18 protein-coding genes are annotated in these 18,894 nt (G+C 41.7%); all 18 read left to right on the top strand.

From position 1 onward, the window contains the following. The first annotated feature begins 6 nt into the window (after window positions 1-6). The 18 genes from EW142_RS13210 (at window position 7) to EW142_RS13125 (ending at window position 18,893) form a co-directional block, all read left to right on the top strand. Window positions 7-1,653, top strand: a complete 1,647-nt coding sequence (locus tag EW142_RS13210) for a S8 family peptidase (protein ID WP_470295071.1) — start codon at window positions 7-9, stop codon at window positions 1,651-1,653. 1 nt (window position 1,654) lies between these two features. Beyond that, entirely contained in the window at window positions 1,655-3,508 is a 1,854-nt protein-coding gene (locus tag EW142_RS13205) for a M1 family metallopeptidase (RefSeq protein ID WP_130614580.1), read from the top strand. A 56-nt stretch (window positions 3,509-3,564) separates the two neighbouring features. Further along, window positions 3,565-3,966 carry a ribonuclease P protein component gene (gene rnpA, locus EW142_RS13200; protein WP_130614579.1) on the top strand — a complete coding sequence of 134 codons (402 nt, stop codon included), beginning with the start codon at window positions 3,565-3,567 and terminating at the stop codon, window positions 3,964-3,966. Next, the gene (locus EW142_RS13195) at window positions 3,950-5,575 is read left to right on the top strand and encodes a S41 family peptidase (RefSeq protein ID WP_130614577.1); all 1,626 of its coding nucleotides are present in this window, start codon (window positions 3,950-3,952) and stop codon (window positions 5,573-5,575) included. The genes rnpA and EW142_RS13195 overlap by 17 nt, the downstream gene beginning before the upstream one ends. 5 nt (window positions 5,576-5,580) lie before the next feature. Continuing rightward, window positions 5,581-6,777 (top strand): alpha/beta hydrolase, encoded by a 1,197-nt coding sequence (locus EW142_RS13190; RefSeq protein WP_130614576.1) that lies wholly within the window; start codon window positions 5,581-5,583, stop codon window positions 6,775-6,777. Between the two features lie 147 nt (window positions 6,778-6,924). Then, on the top strand, window positions 6,925-7,383 hold the full coding sequence (locus tag EW142_RS13185; protein ID WP_130614574.1) for a nuclear transport factor 2 family protein: 459 nt from the start codon (window positions 6,925-6,927) through the stop codon (window positions 7,381-7,383). A gap of 172 nt (window positions 7,384-7,555) precedes the next feature. Continuing rightward, on the top strand, window positions 7,556-9,841 hold the full coding sequence (locus tag EW142_RS13180) for an aminotransferase class III-fold pyridoxal phosphate-dependent enzyme (RefSeq protein WP_130614572.1): 2,286 nt from the start codon (window positions 7,556-7,558) through the stop codon (window positions 9,839-9,841). 130 nt (window positions 9,842-9,971) lie between these two features. Next, window positions 9,972-10,541, top strand: coding sequence for a hypothetical protein (locus EW142_RS13175; RefSeq protein WP_130614570.1), 570 nt, complete (start codon window positions 9,972-9,974; stop codon window positions 10,539-10,541). Window positions 10,542-10,615: 74 nt separating this feature from the next. Then, window positions 10,616-12,103: an ArnT family glycosyltransferase gene (locus EW142_RS13170; protein WP_130614568.1), complete on the top strand. Its 1,488-nt coding sequence runs from the start codon at window positions 10,616-10,618 to the stop codon at window positions 12,101-12,103. A 117-nt stretch (window positions 12,104-12,220) separates the two neighbouring features. After that, the gene (locus tag EW142_RS13165; RefSeq protein ID WP_130614566.1) at window positions 12,221-12,403 is read left to right on the top strand and encodes a hypothetical protein; all 183 of its coding nucleotides are present in this window, start codon (window positions 12,221-12,223) and stop codon (window positions 12,401-12,403) included. A gap of 67 nt (window positions 12,404-12,470) precedes the next feature. After that, window positions 12,471-13,235 carry a class I SAM-dependent methyltransferase gene (locus EW142_RS13160; RefSeq protein ID WP_240740215.1) on the top strand — a complete coding sequence of 255 codons (765 nt, stop codon included), beginning with the start codon at window positions 12,471-12,473 and terminating at the stop codon, window positions 13,233-13,235. A gap of 135 nt (window positions 13,236-13,370) precedes the next feature. Beyond that, window positions 13,371-13,811 carry a hypothetical protein gene (locus EW142_RS13155; RefSeq protein ID WP_130614562.1) on the top strand — a complete coding sequence of 147 codons (441 nt, stop codon included), beginning with the start codon at window positions 13,371-13,373 and terminating at the stop codon, window positions 13,809-13,811. A gap of 162 nt (window positions 13,812-13,973) precedes the next feature. After that, window positions 13,974-14,558 (top strand): hypothetical protein, encoded by a 585-nt coding sequence (locus EW142_RS13150; protein WP_130614560.1) that lies wholly within the window; start codon window positions 13,974-13,976, stop codon window positions 14,556-14,558. Between the two features lie 84 nt (window positions 14,559-14,642). Continuing rightward, window positions 14,643-15,467, top strand: coding sequence for a GNAT family N-acetyltransferase (locus EW142_RS13145; RefSeq protein WP_130614558.1), 825 nt, complete (start codon window positions 14,643-14,645; stop codon window positions 15,465-15,467). Window positions 15,468-15,587: 120 nt separating this feature from the next. After that, window positions 15,588-16,334 carry a hypothetical protein gene (locus EW142_RS13140; protein ID WP_130614556.1) on the top strand — a complete coding sequence of 249 codons (747 nt, stop codon included), beginning with the start codon at window positions 15,588-15,590 and terminating at the stop codon, window positions 16,332-16,334. 42 nt (window positions 16,335-16,376) lie between these two features. After that, complete coding sequence (locus tag EW142_RS13135) at window positions 16,377-17,234, top strand: HEPN domain-containing protein (protein WP_205783275.1); 858 nt, start codon at window positions 16,377-16,379, stop codon at window positions 17,232-17,234. 93 nt (window positions 17,235-17,327) lie between these two features. Next, window positions 17,328-17,855, top strand: a complete 528-nt coding sequence (locus EW142_RS13130; RefSeq protein ID WP_130614555.1) for a hypothetical protein — start codon at window positions 17,328-17,330, stop codon at window positions 17,853-17,855. Between the two features lie 135 nt (window positions 17,856-17,990). Then, entirely contained in the window at window positions 17,991-18,893 is a 903-nt protein-coding gene (locus EW142_RS13125) for an alpha/beta hydrolase (RefSeq protein ID WP_130614553.1), read from the top strand. Window position 18,894: the final 1 nt, after the last annotated feature.

The raw sequence follows: 18,894 nt of genomic DNA, 5'->3' as shown, positions 1-18,894 counted from the left end.
TTCATGATGAAATCATATACTAAATTACACTTCGGCTTACTATCGCTATCCTTTCTACTAATGGGCTGCGGGGCAACCACTCTCGTCTCAACCCCTGTCGCGAACATCGATAAGGTTCCATTAAAGGTTTCAGAGTTGACTGAAGCCCAGAAAAAAACCTGGGGGCATGCCGACCTCATCTCAGATACCATTCCTGGCATGAGTGTTGACAAAGCCTACGCCCAGATTATTAAAAATAGAAGGGGTAAAAAGGTGATTGTAGCCGTGGTGGATTCAGGCATTGATTTAGAGCATGAAGATCTGGATGATGTTTTGTGGACCAACAAAGGAGAACGTCCAAACAATGGCAAAGATGACGATGGCAATGGTTATGTGGACGACATCCATGGGTATAACTTTTTAGGTGAAGCCTACAACGAGCAGTTGGAATACGTGAGAATGCTTCGCTTGAACGTTGGTGATGCCTCTGCCCGCGCCAAGGCGCGATTAAAGTTGGATGAAGAATATCCAAAAGCACTTCAGAACAAACAACAATACGAGCAAATATTGCAAGTGGTCAAAGGAGCGGATGAAGCCGTTCAAAAAGAATTGGGCAAAAACATCTATACCAAAAAGGAATTAATGGGCATTGAGGCCAAGACCGAAAAAATGGAGCAGAGCATTGCCATATTGAACCAAATGTTTGCCTATGGCGACGATATTCCATCGGTTATTGATGAGCTTAACGAAGGTATTGAGTACTTCTCCGAACAAGTTAATTACAACCTGAACAAGGATTTCAACGGGAGAACAGTTGTTGGCGATGATCCTTATAATTTCAATGATCGGTCCTACGGTAATGGGAATCCTAAAAATCGGGTGGATAGTGAAAGCCATGGCACCCACGTCGCAGGAATCATAGCCGCCGAACGTAATAATGGAAAGGGAGTCAACGGGGTTGCCACCAATGTGGAAATCATGAGCCTTAGGGCAGTTCCGAATGGGGATGAATACGACAAAGACATTGCACTCGCCATTCGCTATGCTACGGACAACGGGGCCAAAATTATCAACTGCAGCTTTGGAAAATCGTTTTCACCCAATGCAGAATGGGTATACGATGCTATCAAGTATGCTGCTTCAAAGGACGTTTTGATCGTCCATGCTGCGGGTAATGATGGAGATGACCTGGACAAGGTTGAAAATCCCAATTATCCCAATGATCACAAATATTCTGGGGCTGAGTTTTCCAATAATGTTATCACGGTAGGTGCCCTTACTGAAAACTATGGATCCCAAATGGTAGCCAATTTCTCCAACTACGGAAAGCAAAATGTGGATATTTTCGCTCCCGGTGCAGGTATTTATTCCACCCTCCCCAACAACACTTATGATTTTCAAGGAGGAACATCCATGGCCGCACCTGCTGTTGCGGGAATAGCAGCCTTGATTCGTTCATTTTACCCAGAACTATCGGCTCCTCAGGTAAAGCAAATCTTAATTGAATCTGGGTTAAAGACCAAGGCGTCCGTTATTGTTTCTGGAGATGCAGAAAAGGGCACCACTTTTGATCAAATCTCCAAATCGGGCAAAATGGCCAATGCGTTCAATGCTCTTTTACTGGCCGATAATATTTCCAAAGGGAAGAAAACATTAGCTTCAAATACAAAATAAGATGAAGAGAGTACTATTTTATTTTGCCTGGATCATTGCGGGCACCTTATGTGCAAATGCCCAAACAGGTGAAGGGTATTGGCAACAGCATGTTGACTACACCATGAATGTGAACATGGATGTGGAGACCTATAAATATGGTGGAACCCAAAAATTGGTCTATACCAACAATTCACCTGACACCTTAAATCGTGTTTTTTATCATTTATATTACAATGCCTTTCAGCCCGGCAGTGAAATGGATATTCGTCTTCAGACTATTAAGGATCCTGATAAACGAATGATGGAAAATGGGGAAAGCAGAATTTCCAAACTTTCTGAAAGTGAGATGGGTTATCTGCACGCCACTTCCCTTACACAAGATGGCGTGCCCGTGGAATTCCAAGAAGAGGGTACTATTTTAGTGGTGGATTTGCCAAATCCAATTGCACCAGGCGCAAAAACAACCTTGGACATGACCTTTGAGGGTCAGGTGCCTCTTCAGGTTCGAAGATCAGGTCGTAACAGTAGTGAGGGTGTTGCCCTTTCCATGAGCCAGTGGTATCCAAAACTTTCGGAATATGACTTTGAAGGTTGGCACCCCAATCCTTATATCGCACGTGAATTCCATGGCGTTTGGGGAAATTTCGATGTGAAGTTAACCTTGGACAAAGACTATGTGGTAGGAGGGTCTGGATATCTACAGAATCCGCAAGAAATTGGTCATGGGTATGAAACCTCAGGAACCAAAGTAAAAACCAAGGGCAAAGCCTTGACCTGGCATTTTGTCGCCCCCAATGTACACGATTTCATGTGGGCCGCAGATCCTGATTATATCCACGACATGGTGGAAATGGAAGATGGCCCTACCCTGCATTTCTTTTACAAGAACGAGGAGGAACTTCTGGAAAATTGGAAAAATCTTCAGCCCAAAACAGAAGCAGCCATGCGCTTTTTCAATACCAATATAGGAAAGTACCCCTACGAGCAGTATTCCGTAGTGCAGGGTGGTGATGGTGGAATGGAATATGCCATGAGCACCTTGATCACAGGCCGACGTCAGTTTTCAAGTCTGGTCGGGGTTATGGTTCATGAGATGGCACACTCTTGGTTTCAGCATGTTTTGGCTACCGATGAGGCCAAATACGAGTGGATGGATGAAGGGTTCACCTCTTTCATTAGCAGCCTATGCATGAACCAAATTATGGAGCAAAACAAGGAAAACCCTTTTGAGGGTTCCTACAAGGGCTATTATGCCTTGGTCAATTCTGGTCTAGAGTTGCCCCAGACTACCCATGCTGATCGTTATGCAACGAACTTCGCCTATGGTGTTGCGGCCTATAGCAAAGGTGCCATCTTTTTGTCTCAATTGGGGTATGTGATCGGACAAGATAAACTGATGGAAACCATCAGAAAATATTATGACGACTTCAAGTTTAAGCATCCTGTACCAAACGACATCAAACGAACCGCCGAAAAGGTTTCGGGCATGCAGTTGGATTGGTATTTGACCGACTGGACCGCCACCACAAATACTATTGATTATGGCATAAAGAGTGTGGCTTCCGAAGGAGACAAAACCAAAGTCGTGTTGGAGCGCATTGGCCTTATGCCGATGCCTTTGGATATTTTACTGGTCAAAGCCGACGGTACGCAAGAAACTTTTTATGTTCCCTTGCAAATGATGCGAGGAGAAAAAGAAAATCCGTATGCACAGCTTCAAAGAACCGTTTTAGATGATTGGGCTTGGGCGTACTCCACTTATGAATTCGTTATAGATCAGTCGTTTGATAATATTCAAGCCTTGGTTTTGGACCCTTCACAGCTAATGGCTGATGTAAATGGTGAAAACAATGTGTACCAGGCCAAACCTTAAGTAGATTTGGTTTTTACCGTCGATTGTTCCCCTTGAGGGGACAAGTTTCAAAGAATATGAGCGAATCACCTCAGAGCCACTCCTTTCCCAAAGGGGAAAAGCTCACCCATAAAAGGGTATTTGAACAGCTTTTTAATGAAGGTGCCCAAATTCGGGCATTCCCTTTACAGCTGAGGTATGTTCGGCTCAATTCCATAGATAAAGCACCCATTAAAGTGGCCGTTACCGCCCCAAAACGAAAGTTTAAGCAAGCCGTGCAACGAAACCGTATCAAACGCATGGTACGCGAGGCCTATCGCCGCAACAAACCCATGGTTTTTAACAACATAGAGGGAAACTTTGCGTTCCTATTTTTATATCTTGGTAACAAGGTGCCGGTTTATTTGGAGGTTGAACAAGCCATGAAGCAGCTTTTGCAAGACTTCCTTAAAAAAGAGTCCCATGAAAAAAATGTTTAAAAAACAAATCGTTATTCCTGTAATCGCTGTCCTTTTTTTGGTGATAGGAAGTGGTTTTAAAAATGATTTCTTCGAAATTGCCAAGCAGATTGAAATCTTCACGACCCTCTTTAAGGAACTCAACATGAATTACGTGGATGAGACCAACCCAGCAGAACTTATGGATTCCGCCATTAAAAACATGTTGGATGAACTTGATCCTTATACCCGGTTTATGAATGAGCAAGACGTTGAATCATACAGAATCAATAATGCAGGGGAATATTCGGGCATTGGGGCCTTGGTTCGCTCCTACGAAAGCAAATTGCTGATTGTAGAGCCTTACAAAGGATATCCAGCAGATAAGGCTGGGCTCAAAGCGGGGGACGAAATCATTAAAATTGGGGAGACCTTGGTCGCCGATTTTGATGATAATGCCAGTGAGCTTTTAAAAGGCGCCAACGGCACTAGCGTTAATGTCACCTTTGTTCGTCAAGGAGAGACCAAAACGGCCACGCTGGAAAGAGAAGGTGTTGAAGTGGATGCTGTTCCCTATTATGAAATGATCGATGACCAAACAGGGTATGTTGTATTGGCCCGCTTCAATCGAAAAGCATCGAGCCAAACAAAACTGGCCATGCAAGACCTCAAGGGGAAGGGAATGAAGCGCATGGTTCTCGATTTAAGGGGCAATCCTGGTGGACTTCTTTCAGAAGCCATCAATGTCACCAATTTGTTTGTGCCCAAAGGCGAGCTCATCGTGACTACAAAGTCAAAAGTGAAAAAATTCAATCAATCCTATCGTACCAAAAACCAACCTGAGGATTTAAATATTCCGTTGGTCGTTCTGATAGATGGGAGCAGTGCTTCTGCCAGTGAAATTGTTTCTGGAGGACTCCAAGATTTGGACAGGGCTGTTATTGTCGGAGCCCGTAGTTTTGGAAAAGGATTGGTGCAGAGACCGCTAAAGCTTACGTATGGCACCCAACTTAAGGTCACCATTTCGAGATATTATACCCCATCGGGTCGTTGTATCCAATCTTTGGACTATTGGAATCGTGACCAGGAGGGCAATGCAGTTCGAAACACAAAATTTAGTGAGTTTACCACGCGAAATGGTAGAAAAGTACAAGATGGTGGCGGTGTAATGCCCGATATTGAGATTGAAACCCTTAAGTCCAATACCCTGCTCGATGCCTTGGAGAGCAATTATATGGTGTTCGATTTTGCGACGGATTATTATTATGATCATACGTTTGGTTCCGTGGAGGATTTCCAATTTACCCAAACCGACTACGTTGCCTTTAAAAACTTTGCGCAACAAGAGGGTTTTACCTTCCGGACCAAAACGGAAGAGCTGCTGGAGGAATCCATCAACAGGGAAGAGCACTTGTTGGGCCAGGAGGTACAGGATAAGTACAAGGACCTATTGTTGGCGCTCAATCGAGGCAAGTTCTCGGCTTTGGATACCTTTCAAAAAGAAATACAAAAGAGCTTGGAGGATGAAATCGTAAAGCGTTTTTTCTACCGTGAAGGACTTTATGATTACTATCTGAAAAACGATGGGGCCATTTTAGTCGCCCAAGGCCTTTTAAAAGATAGCGGTAGGTACAATCAATTGCTGCAATAAGCTCCATGCGGATTTTCCTCCTTCTCCTATGTATCAGCTTTGGAGGTTTTACTAGTACAAAAGCCCAAACTGATTTAAAAAAGGGGGTCGTACTAGATTCTATTAGGGTCTCTGGCACTACCGATGAGACCTTTGCTCTTTATCTGCCCAGCTCTTATGACCCACAAGGTCTAAGCCCGATAGTTTTTATTTTTGAGCCTGCGGCACGAGGTGCTATTGGTATTCAGCCCTTTATTGCCACTTCCGAAAAACGAGGCCATATTTTGGTGTGTTCGAATAATTCAAGAAATGCACCTTATGAACGTAATTTTAAAATAGCCAATGCACTCTTCAACCATATTTTCACCCATTTTTCCATAAAGGAAGATGAGATGTACGTTTCGGGGTTTTCCGGAGGAGCACGATTGGCGGCTGCCATAGCCACGCTTACCGACCAATTTGCAGGAGTTATTGGTTGTGGTGCGGGTTTCTCGGGAGTGCCAGGGCATACACCCTCCATTCAAAAATATGCTTATGTAGGTCTTTGCGGTGACCGGGACATGAACTACAAGGAAATGGTGAAAAACAAAGAATTCCTGAGTTTGATGGAGTTGAAAAGCACGCTTATCACCTATGATGGGGAACACCAATGGCCACCATCCGAACAGATTGAAAGGGCCTTTGATTGGCTGTATCTGCAAAAAGTAATAACAACCCGGCCCTTAACCAAAGTGGCTGTTCGTCCCTACTATCAAGCAGATGTAAAAATCCTTGAAGCATTGTCGCAGGGAGAAAACAAATTACTCCTTGCAGAGCAGTACGAACGAATGTTGGAAGATTACGCAGGCTTGTTACCCTTGGATAGTCTTGAGACGGTCCAAAAAGAACTCTTAAGCTCCCCTGTCCATAAAAAACAGCTGGCTTCTCTTGAGGGCGCCCTCCAAACAGAACGAAAGCTGATAGGCAAATTGGTAAAACAACTGCAGACCGACTTGGAAAATCCCAACAAGGTGAACTTTGGCTGGTGGGAAAAGGAGGTGGCAAAACTGACCCGTATTGCTAAAGATGGGGATGAAGAAACCCAAAAGATGGTATTTCGTGTAAAGTTTGACCTTTTTGTTCGGGCCTACTCCCGAAAAAATGCCTTTCTGCATCAAACCAACCAAGAACAAGCGGCCTTGGTGGACCATTTTATTACCCTTTTTTATCCCAAATCGAAATAATTGCTCGGAATTCCACCTATTGTGCTAAACCCTCACCTATTTGAGTAGGCTCCCGTCTTAAATCCTTCACAATTGTCCGTGATTTTGTGGTTGATATACTTACCTTTTTTGTCAAATTTGAACATCATCTAAAGCTTCTGCACGACAATGAAACTATCCATTATTCTTCCAATTTCGCTTATTTCCTTGGTGTTTTTTACTTGTTCCGTTCAAGGGCAAACCCAAGAGGACTCACTTGCCATCAAACAAGTCGCATTGGATTATATTGAATCACAACATAATGCGAAACCAGAACAATTTGAACGTGCTGCCCATCCAAGAATGGTCAAAAGAACGTTTTGGACGAATAAAAAAACGGGAAAGGAATATTTGAGAGAAACCTTTACCGATGCCATGGTGTTACTTGCGGAAACCTATAATGTAGCTGGGGACAGATTTCCAGAGAATCCAAAAAAAGAAGTGGTCATATTGGATATTTTTGATAGGACCGCTTCTGTAAAACTTATTGCAGACGACTGGATAGACTACATGCACATTGTAAAACTGAACGGAAAATGGCAACTGGTCAATGTGCTGTGGCAATTTAATGACTCCGCAAACCATTGATAAAAAACTGCTCATAACAATTGCTATAATTTATAGCTGCTTTTCGTTAACTTGAAATTTGGAAACCATCAACGGCTAGATTTGCCTTGGCTGGAAATCTAACGCTTTCGAACACCGCCTCAAATCATGGTCGAGACCGTTGTGGTGCTTTTGAAAATAAACCAAATATAACATGGCGTCATTTAGCTGTGCTTTTATAGAAAAAGAATTTGGGATCAAAATCCTCGACGAAAAGAGACTCGATGGCTATGATAATAGTAACTATCGTATTTCTACAGCCGAAAGTAACTTCATCTACAAGACCTACAACTATTCAGAATCGTTGAGAGATATCGTTCTCGCTGAAAACGAAGTTCTTTTGTACTTGCAAGATGAATTTGATTCACAAATTCCCAAGCCAATACCATTCAAAGACCAGTCGCACGTAAAAACGGTGGTGACTGATAACCAGAAAGCACTCTGTCGAATGCTCTCTTTTTTAGATGGGAGGTTTTTAGGAGACGTTGAACACACCAATGCATTATTTGAGTCCTTGGGTACATTTCTGGCGAAATTAGATTTGAAATTAAAAAATCTCAACAACTACGCCATCCAAGCTAGGGAATGGGAGTGGGATATTCAATACCTAGATTTAAATAAAAAATATATCAATGATATTCCAAATCCAAAAGACAGAAAGGTAGTTCATTATTTTTTTGGTCAGTTTGAAGAAATTGTCAGGCCTGTCATTCCAGTGTTGAGAAAGCAAATCATTCATAATGATGCCAATGAGTGGAATGTTCTTGTTAAGGATGAAGAAATTTCAGGAATTATTGATTTTGGAGATTTAGCACATACATTTCTTATCAATGAGCTTGCCATTGCCATAACTTACGCATGTTATGATAAGGAGAATCCGCTGGATTGGGCTCCCGTTATTGTGAAAGCATACCACAAAATTCTTCCTTTGGAAGAAAAAGAATTACGAATTCTTTACTACTTGATAGCTGCAAGACTTTGCACGAGTGTCTGTAATTCCGCTTATGCGCGTAAGGCAGACCCAAACAATGCTTATGCATCGGTAAGTGAGAAGTCAGCCTGGAAAATGATACACCGCTGGCTTGCCATTAACCCACTCAAAGCGGAAAATGAGTTTAGAAAAGCAGCAAACTTTCCACCGTTGGAACCAACCTCATTTGACCAAGTTATAAAGAAAAGGCTCAAACATATCAGTCCTATCTTATCATTGAGTTATAAGGAACCTATTCATATGGTTCGGTCTGCTTTTCAATATATGTATGATGCCTCAGGGAACACTTTTTTGGATGCTTATAACAACATTCCGCACGTAGGTCATTCCCACCCGAAAGTTGTTAATGCGGGCAAAAAGCAAATGGCGAAACTGAATACCAATACAAGATATCTATATGAAGAATTAGCCGCGTATGCCGAAAAGTTATTAGGTTATTTCCCCCCTCCATTGAACAAAGTGCTTTTTGTGAATTCTGGAAGTGCCGCGAGTGACCTAGCGATAAGAATGGCCAATAACCATACAGAATCAACCCACATAATGGTAATGGAACTGGGGTATCACGGGAATACACAAACATCCATTGATATCAGTGATTACAAATTCAGCAATCCGAAAGGGCAGGGCCAAAAACAACACATTATAAAGACCCCTTTGCCCGACACCTATAGAGGGAAGTATGAAAAAAATAATCCAAATGCAGGAAAGCTGTATGGGACCGACGCCGTGACCCAAATCAAGAATTGTGGTGTTCCCATTTCGGCATTTATAAGTGAGCCTGTTGTTGGCTGTGCCGGTCAAATTCCTCTAGCTAAGGGATATTTAAGAGAAGTATATCCAGCAATCAAGGCTCAAGGAGGTGTTTGTATAAGTGATGAGGTACAGACAGGTTTTGGACGGCTTGGCGAGTACTTTTGGGGGTTTGAAGCACACGGTGTAGTGCCCGATATGGTTATTCTTGGTAAACCAATAGCAAATGGTCATCCAATGGGTGCCGTAGTTTGTACAGACCAGATTGCTTCTTCTTTTGAAAGAGGGGTGGAGTTTTTTAGCTCATTTGGCGGAAATCCTGTGTCTTGTTCTATTGCGTCGGCAGTATTGGATGTGATTGAAGAAGAGAAACTGCAAGAGAACGCAAAAAAAGTGGGCAATCATTATATGGCATTGCTAAAAAATCTAATGCCAAAATATCCTTGCATTGGAGATGTTAGAGGCTCAGGATTATTTATTGGATGTGAAATAGTCAAGGATGACTCTAAAATCCCTGATACAGCCTTAGCAAACCACATAAAGAATGAATTGAGAAGAAGGCACATATTAGTTAGTACGGACGGTCCTTTTGACAATGTCATTAAGACAAAGCCAGCCTTGTGCTTTAGCAAGGAAAATGCTGAGACTGTAGTAAAGGCTATCGATGAAATACTCAAAACACATTACAACAATGTGTAAAGCAATAGCGGTTCGAGTTGGCACTCAAATCGTTTTTCGTTTAAAAAAAGTACATTGCAATCTTCAAAGTATTCGTAGAAAATACGCTACTGCTAATCCACTAGACCGTCACCTACAAGCTAATAAAGTAATGAGGAAAATTATTTTCATTTTCATCTTGATTGTAATGGCCGGTTGTGCTGATAAAAAAAGTGCGAATTACAATCAGGTATCCAAATACTATGAAGGCTTTAAAAACTCTAATTACGGTCAGATAAAAAGTACCATCTCGGATAGTCTCACCATTAAAGAGGGGTACTATACAATGCCCTTCACGCCAGAGAGTTATTATGGACATTTCAAATGGGATTCGGTCTTTAAGCCAGTATACAAAGTGCTCTTGTTGGAAAACCAGGATGAAGAAGTTGTTGCCACAGTATCCGTGAGTTCATCACGTTTTGAATTTTTGAAAAACAATCCCCTGACCTGCAAACATAGGTTTCATTTTAAATCTGGGAGAATACACAAAATTGAAAACCTGGATTGCGGTGATGCCAATTGGGAAATATGGCAAAAGGAAAGGGACTCCCTAGTTGAATGGACAAAAAGCAACCATCCTGAACTGGATGGGTTTATCAATGATTTAAGTATGAAAGGTGCCTTAAATTACTTAAAAGCCATCGAATTGTATAAAAAGAGGCCTGTGAAAGCAATGCAATAAAAACGGGTTGCCAATGCCAATTCGTCTCGGACGGGAATGAGTGCCAAAACCTTTGCTAACCAATTGAAAACCGAATGAGAAAATATTTGCCGCTAATCCTGGTTCTATCCCTTTTCAAACTATTGGTTCAATGGTTTGGAAATCGGAATTATGGATTCCATCGTGACGAGTTGCTTCATCTATCGGTTAGTGAGCATTTGGATTGGGGCTTCATGGAATTTCCTCCACTTATAGGTGTGATTGGAAAAATAGCTTATGAACTTTTCGGTTATTCTCTTCTGGGTATGAGGCTTTTCCCGACCCTTGCCGGTATTGCCATTCTGATATTGTGTTGTTTAATGGCCAAGGAGTTCGGTGGAAAGTCAAAAGCCATTTTGCTTGCCGGTATTTGTATCCTGGCATTCATCCCATTTTACAGAAACCACACCTTGTTTCAGCCTGTGGCGTTCGACCAATTATTTTGGACGCTCGGCTTTTATTTTGGCATCAAATTCATAAACACCGAGCACAAAAAATTTCTGATTTTGTTGGGAATAACCTTGGGGTTGGGCTTAATGAACAAGTACACCATGCTAGTTTGGGCGTTCGGTCTGTTCGTAGGTCTGTTCTTTTATAAAAAGGGAAATCTGTTTAAAAACAAATGGCTTTACATTTCCGGATTCATTTCACTGTTGATTTTCTTGCCCAATATTATCTGGCAAATCCAACATGATTTCCCGCTTTTAAGGCATTTGCAACGCTTGAACGAAAGCCAACTAGAGGAAATAAGCACTTTGGCATTCCTATGGGAACAATTAGAAGTCACGCCGCCATTCATCATGTTCGCTTGTGGCATAATTGGACTGCTGTTCAGTAACGCCTTAAAGAAGTACAGGAGCATAGGCATAGCTTCGTTGGTCATATTTATGACCCTGTGGCTATTGAAAGCAAAAACCTATTATGTGTTTGCGTTATATCCGGTGGTATTTGCCGCAGGCGCCGTTGCCATCGACAATCTCTTCAGAAAAAGACCCGTTTTTACCTACCTAACTGCCGCAACGGTATTGTTGCCCATGCTCTATTTTGTTCCGGAAGCTACGCCCCTATTGCCCATTGAAAAATATGTTGAATACAAGGGTCTCCAAGAGAAGAATGGGCGAATAGAACTGACAGGGGATTACGCAGACATGTTTGGTTGGGAAGAACAGGTGAAATTGGTGGATAGTGTTTATCAATCTTTAAGCCCAAAAGAAAGAGATAATTGTGTTTTATGGGCAGAGAATTATGGTGAGGCCGGAGCGCTTAAAATTTTGGGCAAGAAATACAACCTGCCCAATCCAATAAGCAGACATGGAAGTTTTTGGAGCTGGGGATATGATAATAAAGATGCCGATGTTTGGATAAGTTTGGGCAATGAAGCCCCATCTGTGGAATATGTTTTTGAAGATATTCAACTGGTGAAAATCATTGAGCACAAATATGCCATTGGGGAAGAAAACGGAATTCCACTTTACGTTTGTAGAAAGCCAAAAATTGACATCGAGCAATGGTGGAAAGATTATGAAGACCATGTATTCGATTGAAAAAATCCGGCAGTTGACGCTATCTGACCAAATTCATCTAACGCACGGGGCGAAAACCAATTGATTGTATAAGACCGTTATTTTGTAACTTATTCTCTTATTCAGCTACCCATAGATATGAAAAAAATAATCCTTATAAACGCCATCATCTGGGCCGTACTGATTTTGGTTGCTTCGTATTTTTTTAAAAATGACCCCAATTACCCTTACTTTTTTGGAATTCTTCTTGTTGGTTTTGCTCTTATCAATGGCCTCTTATCCACCTATGCCAAACCAGGGTTAAAATCGAAATGTAGATAAGCTTTTTTATCTCGGAGATTCACTACCTGGGACGACAACAAAATATGGGTTAAGCTATCAATAGATTTTGAAAGATAACATGGAAGATAAGTACACCGTTGGCGATTTAATTTATGACGCGAACATTTATGACGGCATGAACGGCCATCTTAATGATTTGCAATTTTACAAGCGGTGGCTGCCCAAAAATAAGGGCGCCCGTATACTTGAGCTATGTTGTGGCACCGGTCGACTTACCATTCCCATCGCAAAGGAAGGATATGACATTTGCGGGGTGGATTTCACCCCTTCCATGCTCAAACAGGCCAGAGCAAAGGCTTCCAAAGCTGAACTGGACATCGAGTTTATCGAAGCCGATATCAGAACTTTGGATTTGCCCGAGAAATACGACCTCATTTTTATTCCCTTTAATTCCATCCACCATTTGTATAAAAATGAAGATTTATTTCAGGCGTTGAGGGGGGTAAAAAAACACCTTAAGGAAGGGGGTCAGTTTCTGTTGGATTGTTTTAATCCGGATATTCGATATGTTGTTGAAGCTGAGAAAGAACAAATGCAAATTGCCGAGTACACCACCGAGGATGGCAGGGAGGTCGTGATCAAACAGAACATGCGCTATGAAAATAAAACGCAGATTAATCGCATCGAATGGCATTATTTTATCAATGGCACGTTCGATTCCACCCAAAATTTGGATATGCGGCTATTTTTTCCCCACGAACTCGATGCCTATCTCAAAGTGAACGGCTTTGCGATTGTACACAAATTTGGCAGTTTTAAAGAAGAGCCGTTTCAAGATGATTCCGAAAAGCAGATATTCATTTGTAGATAATCCCTCCATCGGTCTACAAGTATAGTTCGCATATGGAGCGCTAGAGCTTAAGTCATATTCACGAAAAAAGGATATCTTTATGTTAAAGCAACCCTTTTAATACCTATAAGTATAGATTGGTAAAACAAAAAAGCTATGAAAGCCCCATTTACATGGATTTTAATCCTTGCATTAATCTTATCATCCTGCACCAGCGACGAAGATAATAGTGAAAATCAAACTATCAACCCTAAAAGTGTTACCGACTGTGACCTAACCATTGAGGCTAATACGTTAATCTCGATATGTGTGGATGGAACTGATTTGGCTTCGCCCAATGAAGTCATAACATTTGCATCCAAATTTTTCTCCAAGGGTGATGTTGTATCCAATTCTCAATTTTTATGGGCTATAGAATCCGGCAGCATGCAAATTTTGACAGTGGAAAACACGTTCGATGGTACAGTTGCCAAATCAGTTGCCACAATTCAATTCAATTCTGATTATTCAGGAGGCGGGCTTATAACCGTAAGAGCTGAAAACAACAGAGGAATTGGAACTATTGAACACGGCATTGAGTTGGGAAGCAACCAATAGTACATCAAAAGAATTGGCTGGAGCCTTGAGTACGAAACAAAAAAACTTCTAACCCAGGTTCTTGGTAATCATAAAATAGAGTGCCGCTCATAAACGGCCATTATCCCTAACCCTAGTTTAGAGAAAGCACGGCTGAAGCTTTTAAACGTTATTTGACCAAACATGAAAACCAAAGCCCTAAAGTTATTTTCCCTTTTCGTTTTTTTAATACTCGGCACAAGCGCTTTGGCCCCAAATGGCATTTCGAAAAATGAGGAGCTGGTCAAATCGTTTATCACCGCTAGAAACAACTACGATGTTGCTCAAGTGAAAGCCCTGACAACCGAAACCTATCATGAAACCTTTGTCGACGGCACAAAAGAAATAGCAGACCAAGCGCAATTGTTAGATAGAATTCTATGGGGAAAGGAGATGGCCTCCCAAATTAAATTGCTGGAAATAAAGTCTGACAGCAACACGGTTACGACCCTAGAGGAAAACACCAATTATCTTGATGTTGCATTGAAAAGGAAAAACCGAAAATTCAAGATTGTGTACACCGTTAAAAATAACAGAATACAGAACCAAAAAATTGACACCTTGCCCGGCTACAATCAACTTCTAGGCTTCAACACGGAAAAGTATTGGAAATTTGTGGAATACTGTGAAAAACACGGTTACACCTATAATCATCAGGCCTTAAACCAAGAAGCCGGAATTTATTTAAGGGCCGTTCTGGAGAAGTATAGAAGTGATAATAAACAATAAGACCACGCATAACCACGCCAATGGGTGCCAATCCGGCCCCGCCACGGGCGGGGAGCCGGCGAACCCTTTCTTTACCATAAAAAAATGTTCGTAAAGCATTTATCAGACACTCCCTTCGAAACAATTTTAGACTGCTTCCTAAAGGCATTTGACGACTATTTTGTCAAAATGCCAACCGATAAAGACTATTACCAACAAAGATGGAAAGCTGCCAAAGTAGATTTTAGTTCCTCCTATGGGATGTTCGACAAAGAAAAATTGGTCGGGTTCATACTACACGCGGTTGACACAAGAGGTGGAAAATTAATTGCCTTCAATACGGGGACAGGGGTTATTCCCGAATATCGGGGCAAAAGAATCGTCAAGTCCATATATGAATATGCGCTCACAGACCTAGCCGAAAAGGGGGTTGAAAAAAGCAAGCTGGAAGTCATCACAAAAAACAAGATTGCAATTTTTTTGTATACCGGTATTGGTTTCAACAGGTGCAAGGAGTATAAATGTTTTAACGGGAAGCTTGATCTGGGTTCCTCTTTGCAATCTGAACTAAGAGAAATGGATTTAAAAGATGTTGATTGGGACAGCCTGCCCAATCAACAATTATACTCTTGGGAGAACCAGCACGAATCATTGCTAGAGGGAAACTGCAAGTTCTTTCAGGTATGGCATGACCAAAAACCAGAATCCTTTTTCGTAATTGACCCCGACCTCAACTATTTGGCACAATTTGATGTACTAACAGAAGAAAAAGGTGCTTGGAAGAGGCTTTTTTCGGCGATAAGAAACATTTCGGAAACCATTAAGGTGAATAATGTAGATGTCAGATTAAAAGAAAAATTGGATGCCCTAGTTCTATTTGGATTGGAAAATACCATTGACCAATTTGAAATGGAATTGGAAATTAATTGAGAATAGAGATAAAGGAATTGAATTCGACCAAATTTATCGGCATAGACCTAACTAAAAAATTATAGAACAAAACATAAAAACCATTGCCAAGACCGTTGGCGGCTTCTTTTCTAACAGAGTATGACAAGTAAAAAAACATCAATATTTCTTTTAGTTCTTGGCGTTGGGCTAGGAATTTTAAGCTTAGCATTTGGCAATAATCTTTTTAGTCTGCTAGGAGTTTCAGATGAATCTAACAGAACTATGTTTTCAATCTTTTCGGCAATATTTTTTACCCTTACCAGTTTTTTTGTTTCGATATTAAGCTTTTTAAAAATCCATACCGACTCCGTTGAGGACCAAATTGGTTCTTTAAAAAAGAAATTAGTAAATGGCTTCAATGTTGAACGATTTGACGGGTTAAGAGGTATGCAAACTATTTCTCATAGAATTCAAAATGCCAAACTTGTTCTAAACACAAGGATAATCCATCCGGAAACCCTCGATAAAAATAAAATCTACGCCGAGGATGCCAGGATATGGGAAAAAAAAGGAATTGAAGCACTAAACAAAGGAGTGCGTTTCAGAGATGTAGTCCTAAACGCAGGAAGATTTTTTGCGGAGGATCTGGTGAAAAAACTGAAAGAAAACAAATCAATAGACCCAACGAGATATAGAGCCCGTGATATTACTGGGAAAGCCAGCCCATATATCAACTTTATTGTCATTGAATTTGAACAGGGCGAAGACGAAGTTTGGTTTGGATGGGTAATGTCTTCTGATGGAGAAGTGGTAAGTGATACATTCAGATCCGTAGATTCCGATATGGTCAAGTTTTTCAAAAATCTCCACACCCAACTTTTTTCATTGGGTGATGAAATCGAATGACCCCACCAACCCCCAACCCAAATAATTCCTTACTTTGTGGGTGTGAACCATCTACCCAAATCCAAACAAGAAGAACTTACGCGGCTCACCGAGCAGCTTTCCGCCTTTAAAGAGGTGGAAATGGTCATCCTCTTTGGTAGCTACGCCCGCGGCAACTGGGTAGAGGACCAGTATGTGCACAAGGGCATCACCTACGAATACCGTAGCGATTTCGACATCCTCGTCGTGCTCACCCATGAGGACCTTAAGCAAAAATTCCGTATTGAGGACAAGATCAAGGCCGAGCTCATTGCCCCGAGGATAGTCACCACTCCCGTGAGCCTTATTTTTCATGGTATAAAACAGCTGAACGCCTCCTTGACCATGGGCAACTACTTTTTTAAGGACATTAAGGAAGAGGGACATGTGCTCTACGATTCCCAAAAATTTAAGCTGGCCCAACCCAAAAAATTAACCCCAGAGCAGTACCAACATAAAGCACAAGGCCATTTTGACCAGTGGTTTGAAAGTGCGAACGAATTTCTCATCGATTTTCAAAATGCCTTGGGCAGAAACAGTTTGAATAATGCTGCTTTCATGCTCCACCAAGCCACGGAGCGCTACTACACCACCATTTTGCTGGTATTTACCGATTACCGCCCCAAAGACCATAATTTAGAGACTCTGGGCCTAAAAGTGGAGATGTGCGATACGCGCTTTGCCGTTTTCCCCAAAACCACCGACACCGAAAAGCACCGGTTTGAGCTCCTCAAACGCGCCTATATCGATGCCCGCTATAATATGGATGAGTACCAAATCACCAAAGGTGAGTTAGCATATCTGGCGGAGAAGGTGAACGAACTCAAAGAGCTGACGGAGAGGATTTGTAGGGAGAGGATTGGGGAGATTGGGGGCACTTAAGAGCCCCTTTGACTAACTAGAGGTGCAAGTTCACTCATTTGTGGTTTTTTAAATTTAGAGTATCAAGTAGCTTTAAAAACAAAGCCAAAGAGAATGAAAAATACTGTGCTAGTATTCTTTACTATACTTCTAAATAGCAATCTAGGATTCACGCAACTTGAAAATAGCATAATACCTTCCAAATCGATAGAAGAAGGGAATATAAGACCTTTCATAGATAGCTTGAAGCAAAAAGTCCTTTCCGATACGATTCAATTTAACAGAAAAGACTTAATCCACATTAATGGAAGAACTAAAAACCGAAATCATTATTCAATGCTTATTACAGTGAACATGAAATATAGCTATCGGTTGGATATTGTTGAAGGGCATTTGGTAAACGAATTTGCCAATGAAATCCTAAAAGGTGAAAACATCAAATCCATCAACTACATAAAGAAAGAGCATGTACCTATCTTAGGAGGGTTTATGGCCAAGGGAGGTTGGATTTTAATAAATCTAAAACCAAAGGTGAAGGTGGACTTTGCCGTAGGTGGATTGAAATATCACAAAGGAAAAAAGCGAAAAGGCGGTAACAACTTTCTGCAACGAAAGAAGGGTGAGCTGATGATAAGAACATAATCAACACCATTTCCCAACAAAAGGTTAAACCCATAGCGGGGTCTTTCGAAAGCATTTATCTTGGGTAGCCGTAATGGGGGAATAAGGGTTTTGGCTCAGTGCAAGACCCGTTCCCAACCAACATCTAATCAAAAAATGAGCAAAGGCATCCCAGTATTTTTAATACTTGTGCTTGCACTGTGCGTTACCGCGTGCAACACCAAAAAACAGCAATCCACAGAACCCGAACCGACCACCGCTGAGGTAAAGAAACCCCAAGGGTATGAGATTCCCAGGACCCAAGTGGTCCCCATCAAAAATTCTAGGCTGGGAGGTCAGTACGAATTGTATATTAAACTGCCCGAAAGCTATTCCGAACACAAAGATTCAATTCATCCCGTAATCTATTTTACCGATGCCATTTGGCATATGGATATTTTGTCCGCTTCGGCAGAGTACCTCATGGAAGACGCTGTTTTAGTGGGCATTTCTTGGCAAAAGGACATGCCCGAAGACCTTTTGGAAGAGGCGGGCGAGCATGTAAGCCGATATCGGGACTATTCCATAAAGGAATCGTCCAATCCAGAGCACCAGGCCAAATATAAATTTGGGCAGGCGCACAGTCACCTGAATTTCATTCGAAACGATGTCATTCCCTATGTGGAAAAAAACTACCGCACCGATGCATCGACCCGCTCCTATTTCGGCTATTCCATGGGTGGTAACTTTGGTGCTTTTATTTTAATGGCAAAACCGGACACCTTTAAAAACTATATTTTGGGCAGTCCGACCGTTGACGGTGATATAGCCTTGCTCTCCGAGTTGGGAACGACCAGCCTCACAAAATATAAAGGTTTTCATGCCAATGTATTTGTCTCGTATGGCGCGTTGGAAGACGAATTGGGTCCGCATGTGGAAGAGTTTGTTACCATGGTGAAAAGCAAAAAGGACGAAACCCTGTCTTTGGAACATGTAGTGCTCGAAGGAAGTCATCAGACCGTATTTCCTTTAGCGGGGGTTGAGAGTGTACGGTGGTTGTCTAAAATAACAAAGGAATAGC

Source organism: Flagellimonas allohymeniacidonis, from assembly GCF_004296335.1.
GTDB classification, from domain to species: Bacteria; Bacteroidota; Bacteroidia; order Flavobacteriales; family Flavobacteriaceae; genus Flagellimonas; species Flagellimonas allohymeniacidonis.
The sequence above is the reverse complement of the archived record's forward strand: the minus strand, read 5'-3'. Positions and strand labels throughout refer to the sequence as shown.

Coding starts and splice junctions, on each gene's coding strand:
- EW142_RS13210 (WP_470295071.1), top strand. CDS start 7: ATGAAATCATATACTAAATTACACTTCGGCTTACTATCGCTATCCTTT.
- EW142_RS13205 (WP_130614580.1), top strand. CDS start 1,655: ATGAAGAGAGTACTATTTTATTTTGCCTGGATCATTGCGGGCACCTTA.
- rnpA (WP_130614579.1), top strand. CDS start 3,565: ATGAGCGAATCACCTCAGAGCCACTCCTTTCCCAAAGGGGAAAAGCTC.
- EW142_RS13195 (WP_130614577.1), top strand. CDS start 3,950: ATGAAAAAAATGTTTAAAAAACAAATCGTTATTCCTGTAATCGCTGTC.
- EW142_RS13190 (WP_130614576.1), top strand. CDS start 5,581: ATGCGGATTTTCCTCCTTCTCCTATGTATCAGCTTTGGAGGTTTTACT.
- EW142_RS13185 (WP_130614574.1), top strand. CDS start 6,925: ATGAAACTATCCATTATTCTTCCAATTTCGCTTATTTCCTTGGTGTTT.
- EW142_RS13180 (WP_130614572.1), top strand. CDS start 7,556: ATGGCGTCATTTAGCTGTGCTTTTATAGAAAAAGAATTTGGGATCAAA.
- EW142_RS13175 (WP_130614570.1), top strand. CDS start 9,972: ATGAGGAAAATTATTTTCATTTTCATCTTGATTGTAATGGCCGGTTGT.
- EW142_RS13170 (WP_130614568.1), top strand. CDS start 10,616: ATGAGAAAATATTTGCCGCTAATCCTGGTTCTATCCCTTTTCAAACTA.
- EW142_RS13165 (WP_130614566.1), top strand. CDS start 12,221: ATGAAAAAAATAATCCTTATAAACGCCATCATCTGGGCCGTACTGATT.
- EW142_RS13155 (WP_130614562.1), top strand. CDS start 13,371: ATGAAAGCCCCATTTACATGGATTTTAATCCTTGCATTAATCTTATCA.
- EW142_RS13150 (WP_130614560.1), top strand. CDS start 13,974: ATGAAAACCAAAGCCCTAAAGTTATTTTCCCTTTTCGTTTTTTTAATA.
- EW142_RS13145 (WP_130614558.1), top strand. CDS start 14,643: ATGTTCGTAAAGCATTTATCAGACACTCCCTTCGAAACAATTTTAGAC.
- EW142_RS13140 (WP_130614556.1), top strand. CDS start 15,588: ATGACAAGTAAAAAAACATCAATATTTCTTTTAGTTCTTGGCGTTGGG.
- EW142_RS13130 (WP_130614555.1), top strand. CDS start 17,328: ATGAAAAATACTGTGCTAGTATTCTTTACTATACTTCTAAATAGCAAT.
- EW142_RS13125 (WP_130614553.1), top strand. CDS start 17,991: ATGAGCAAAGGCATCCCAGTATTTTTAATACTTGTGCTTGCACTGTGC.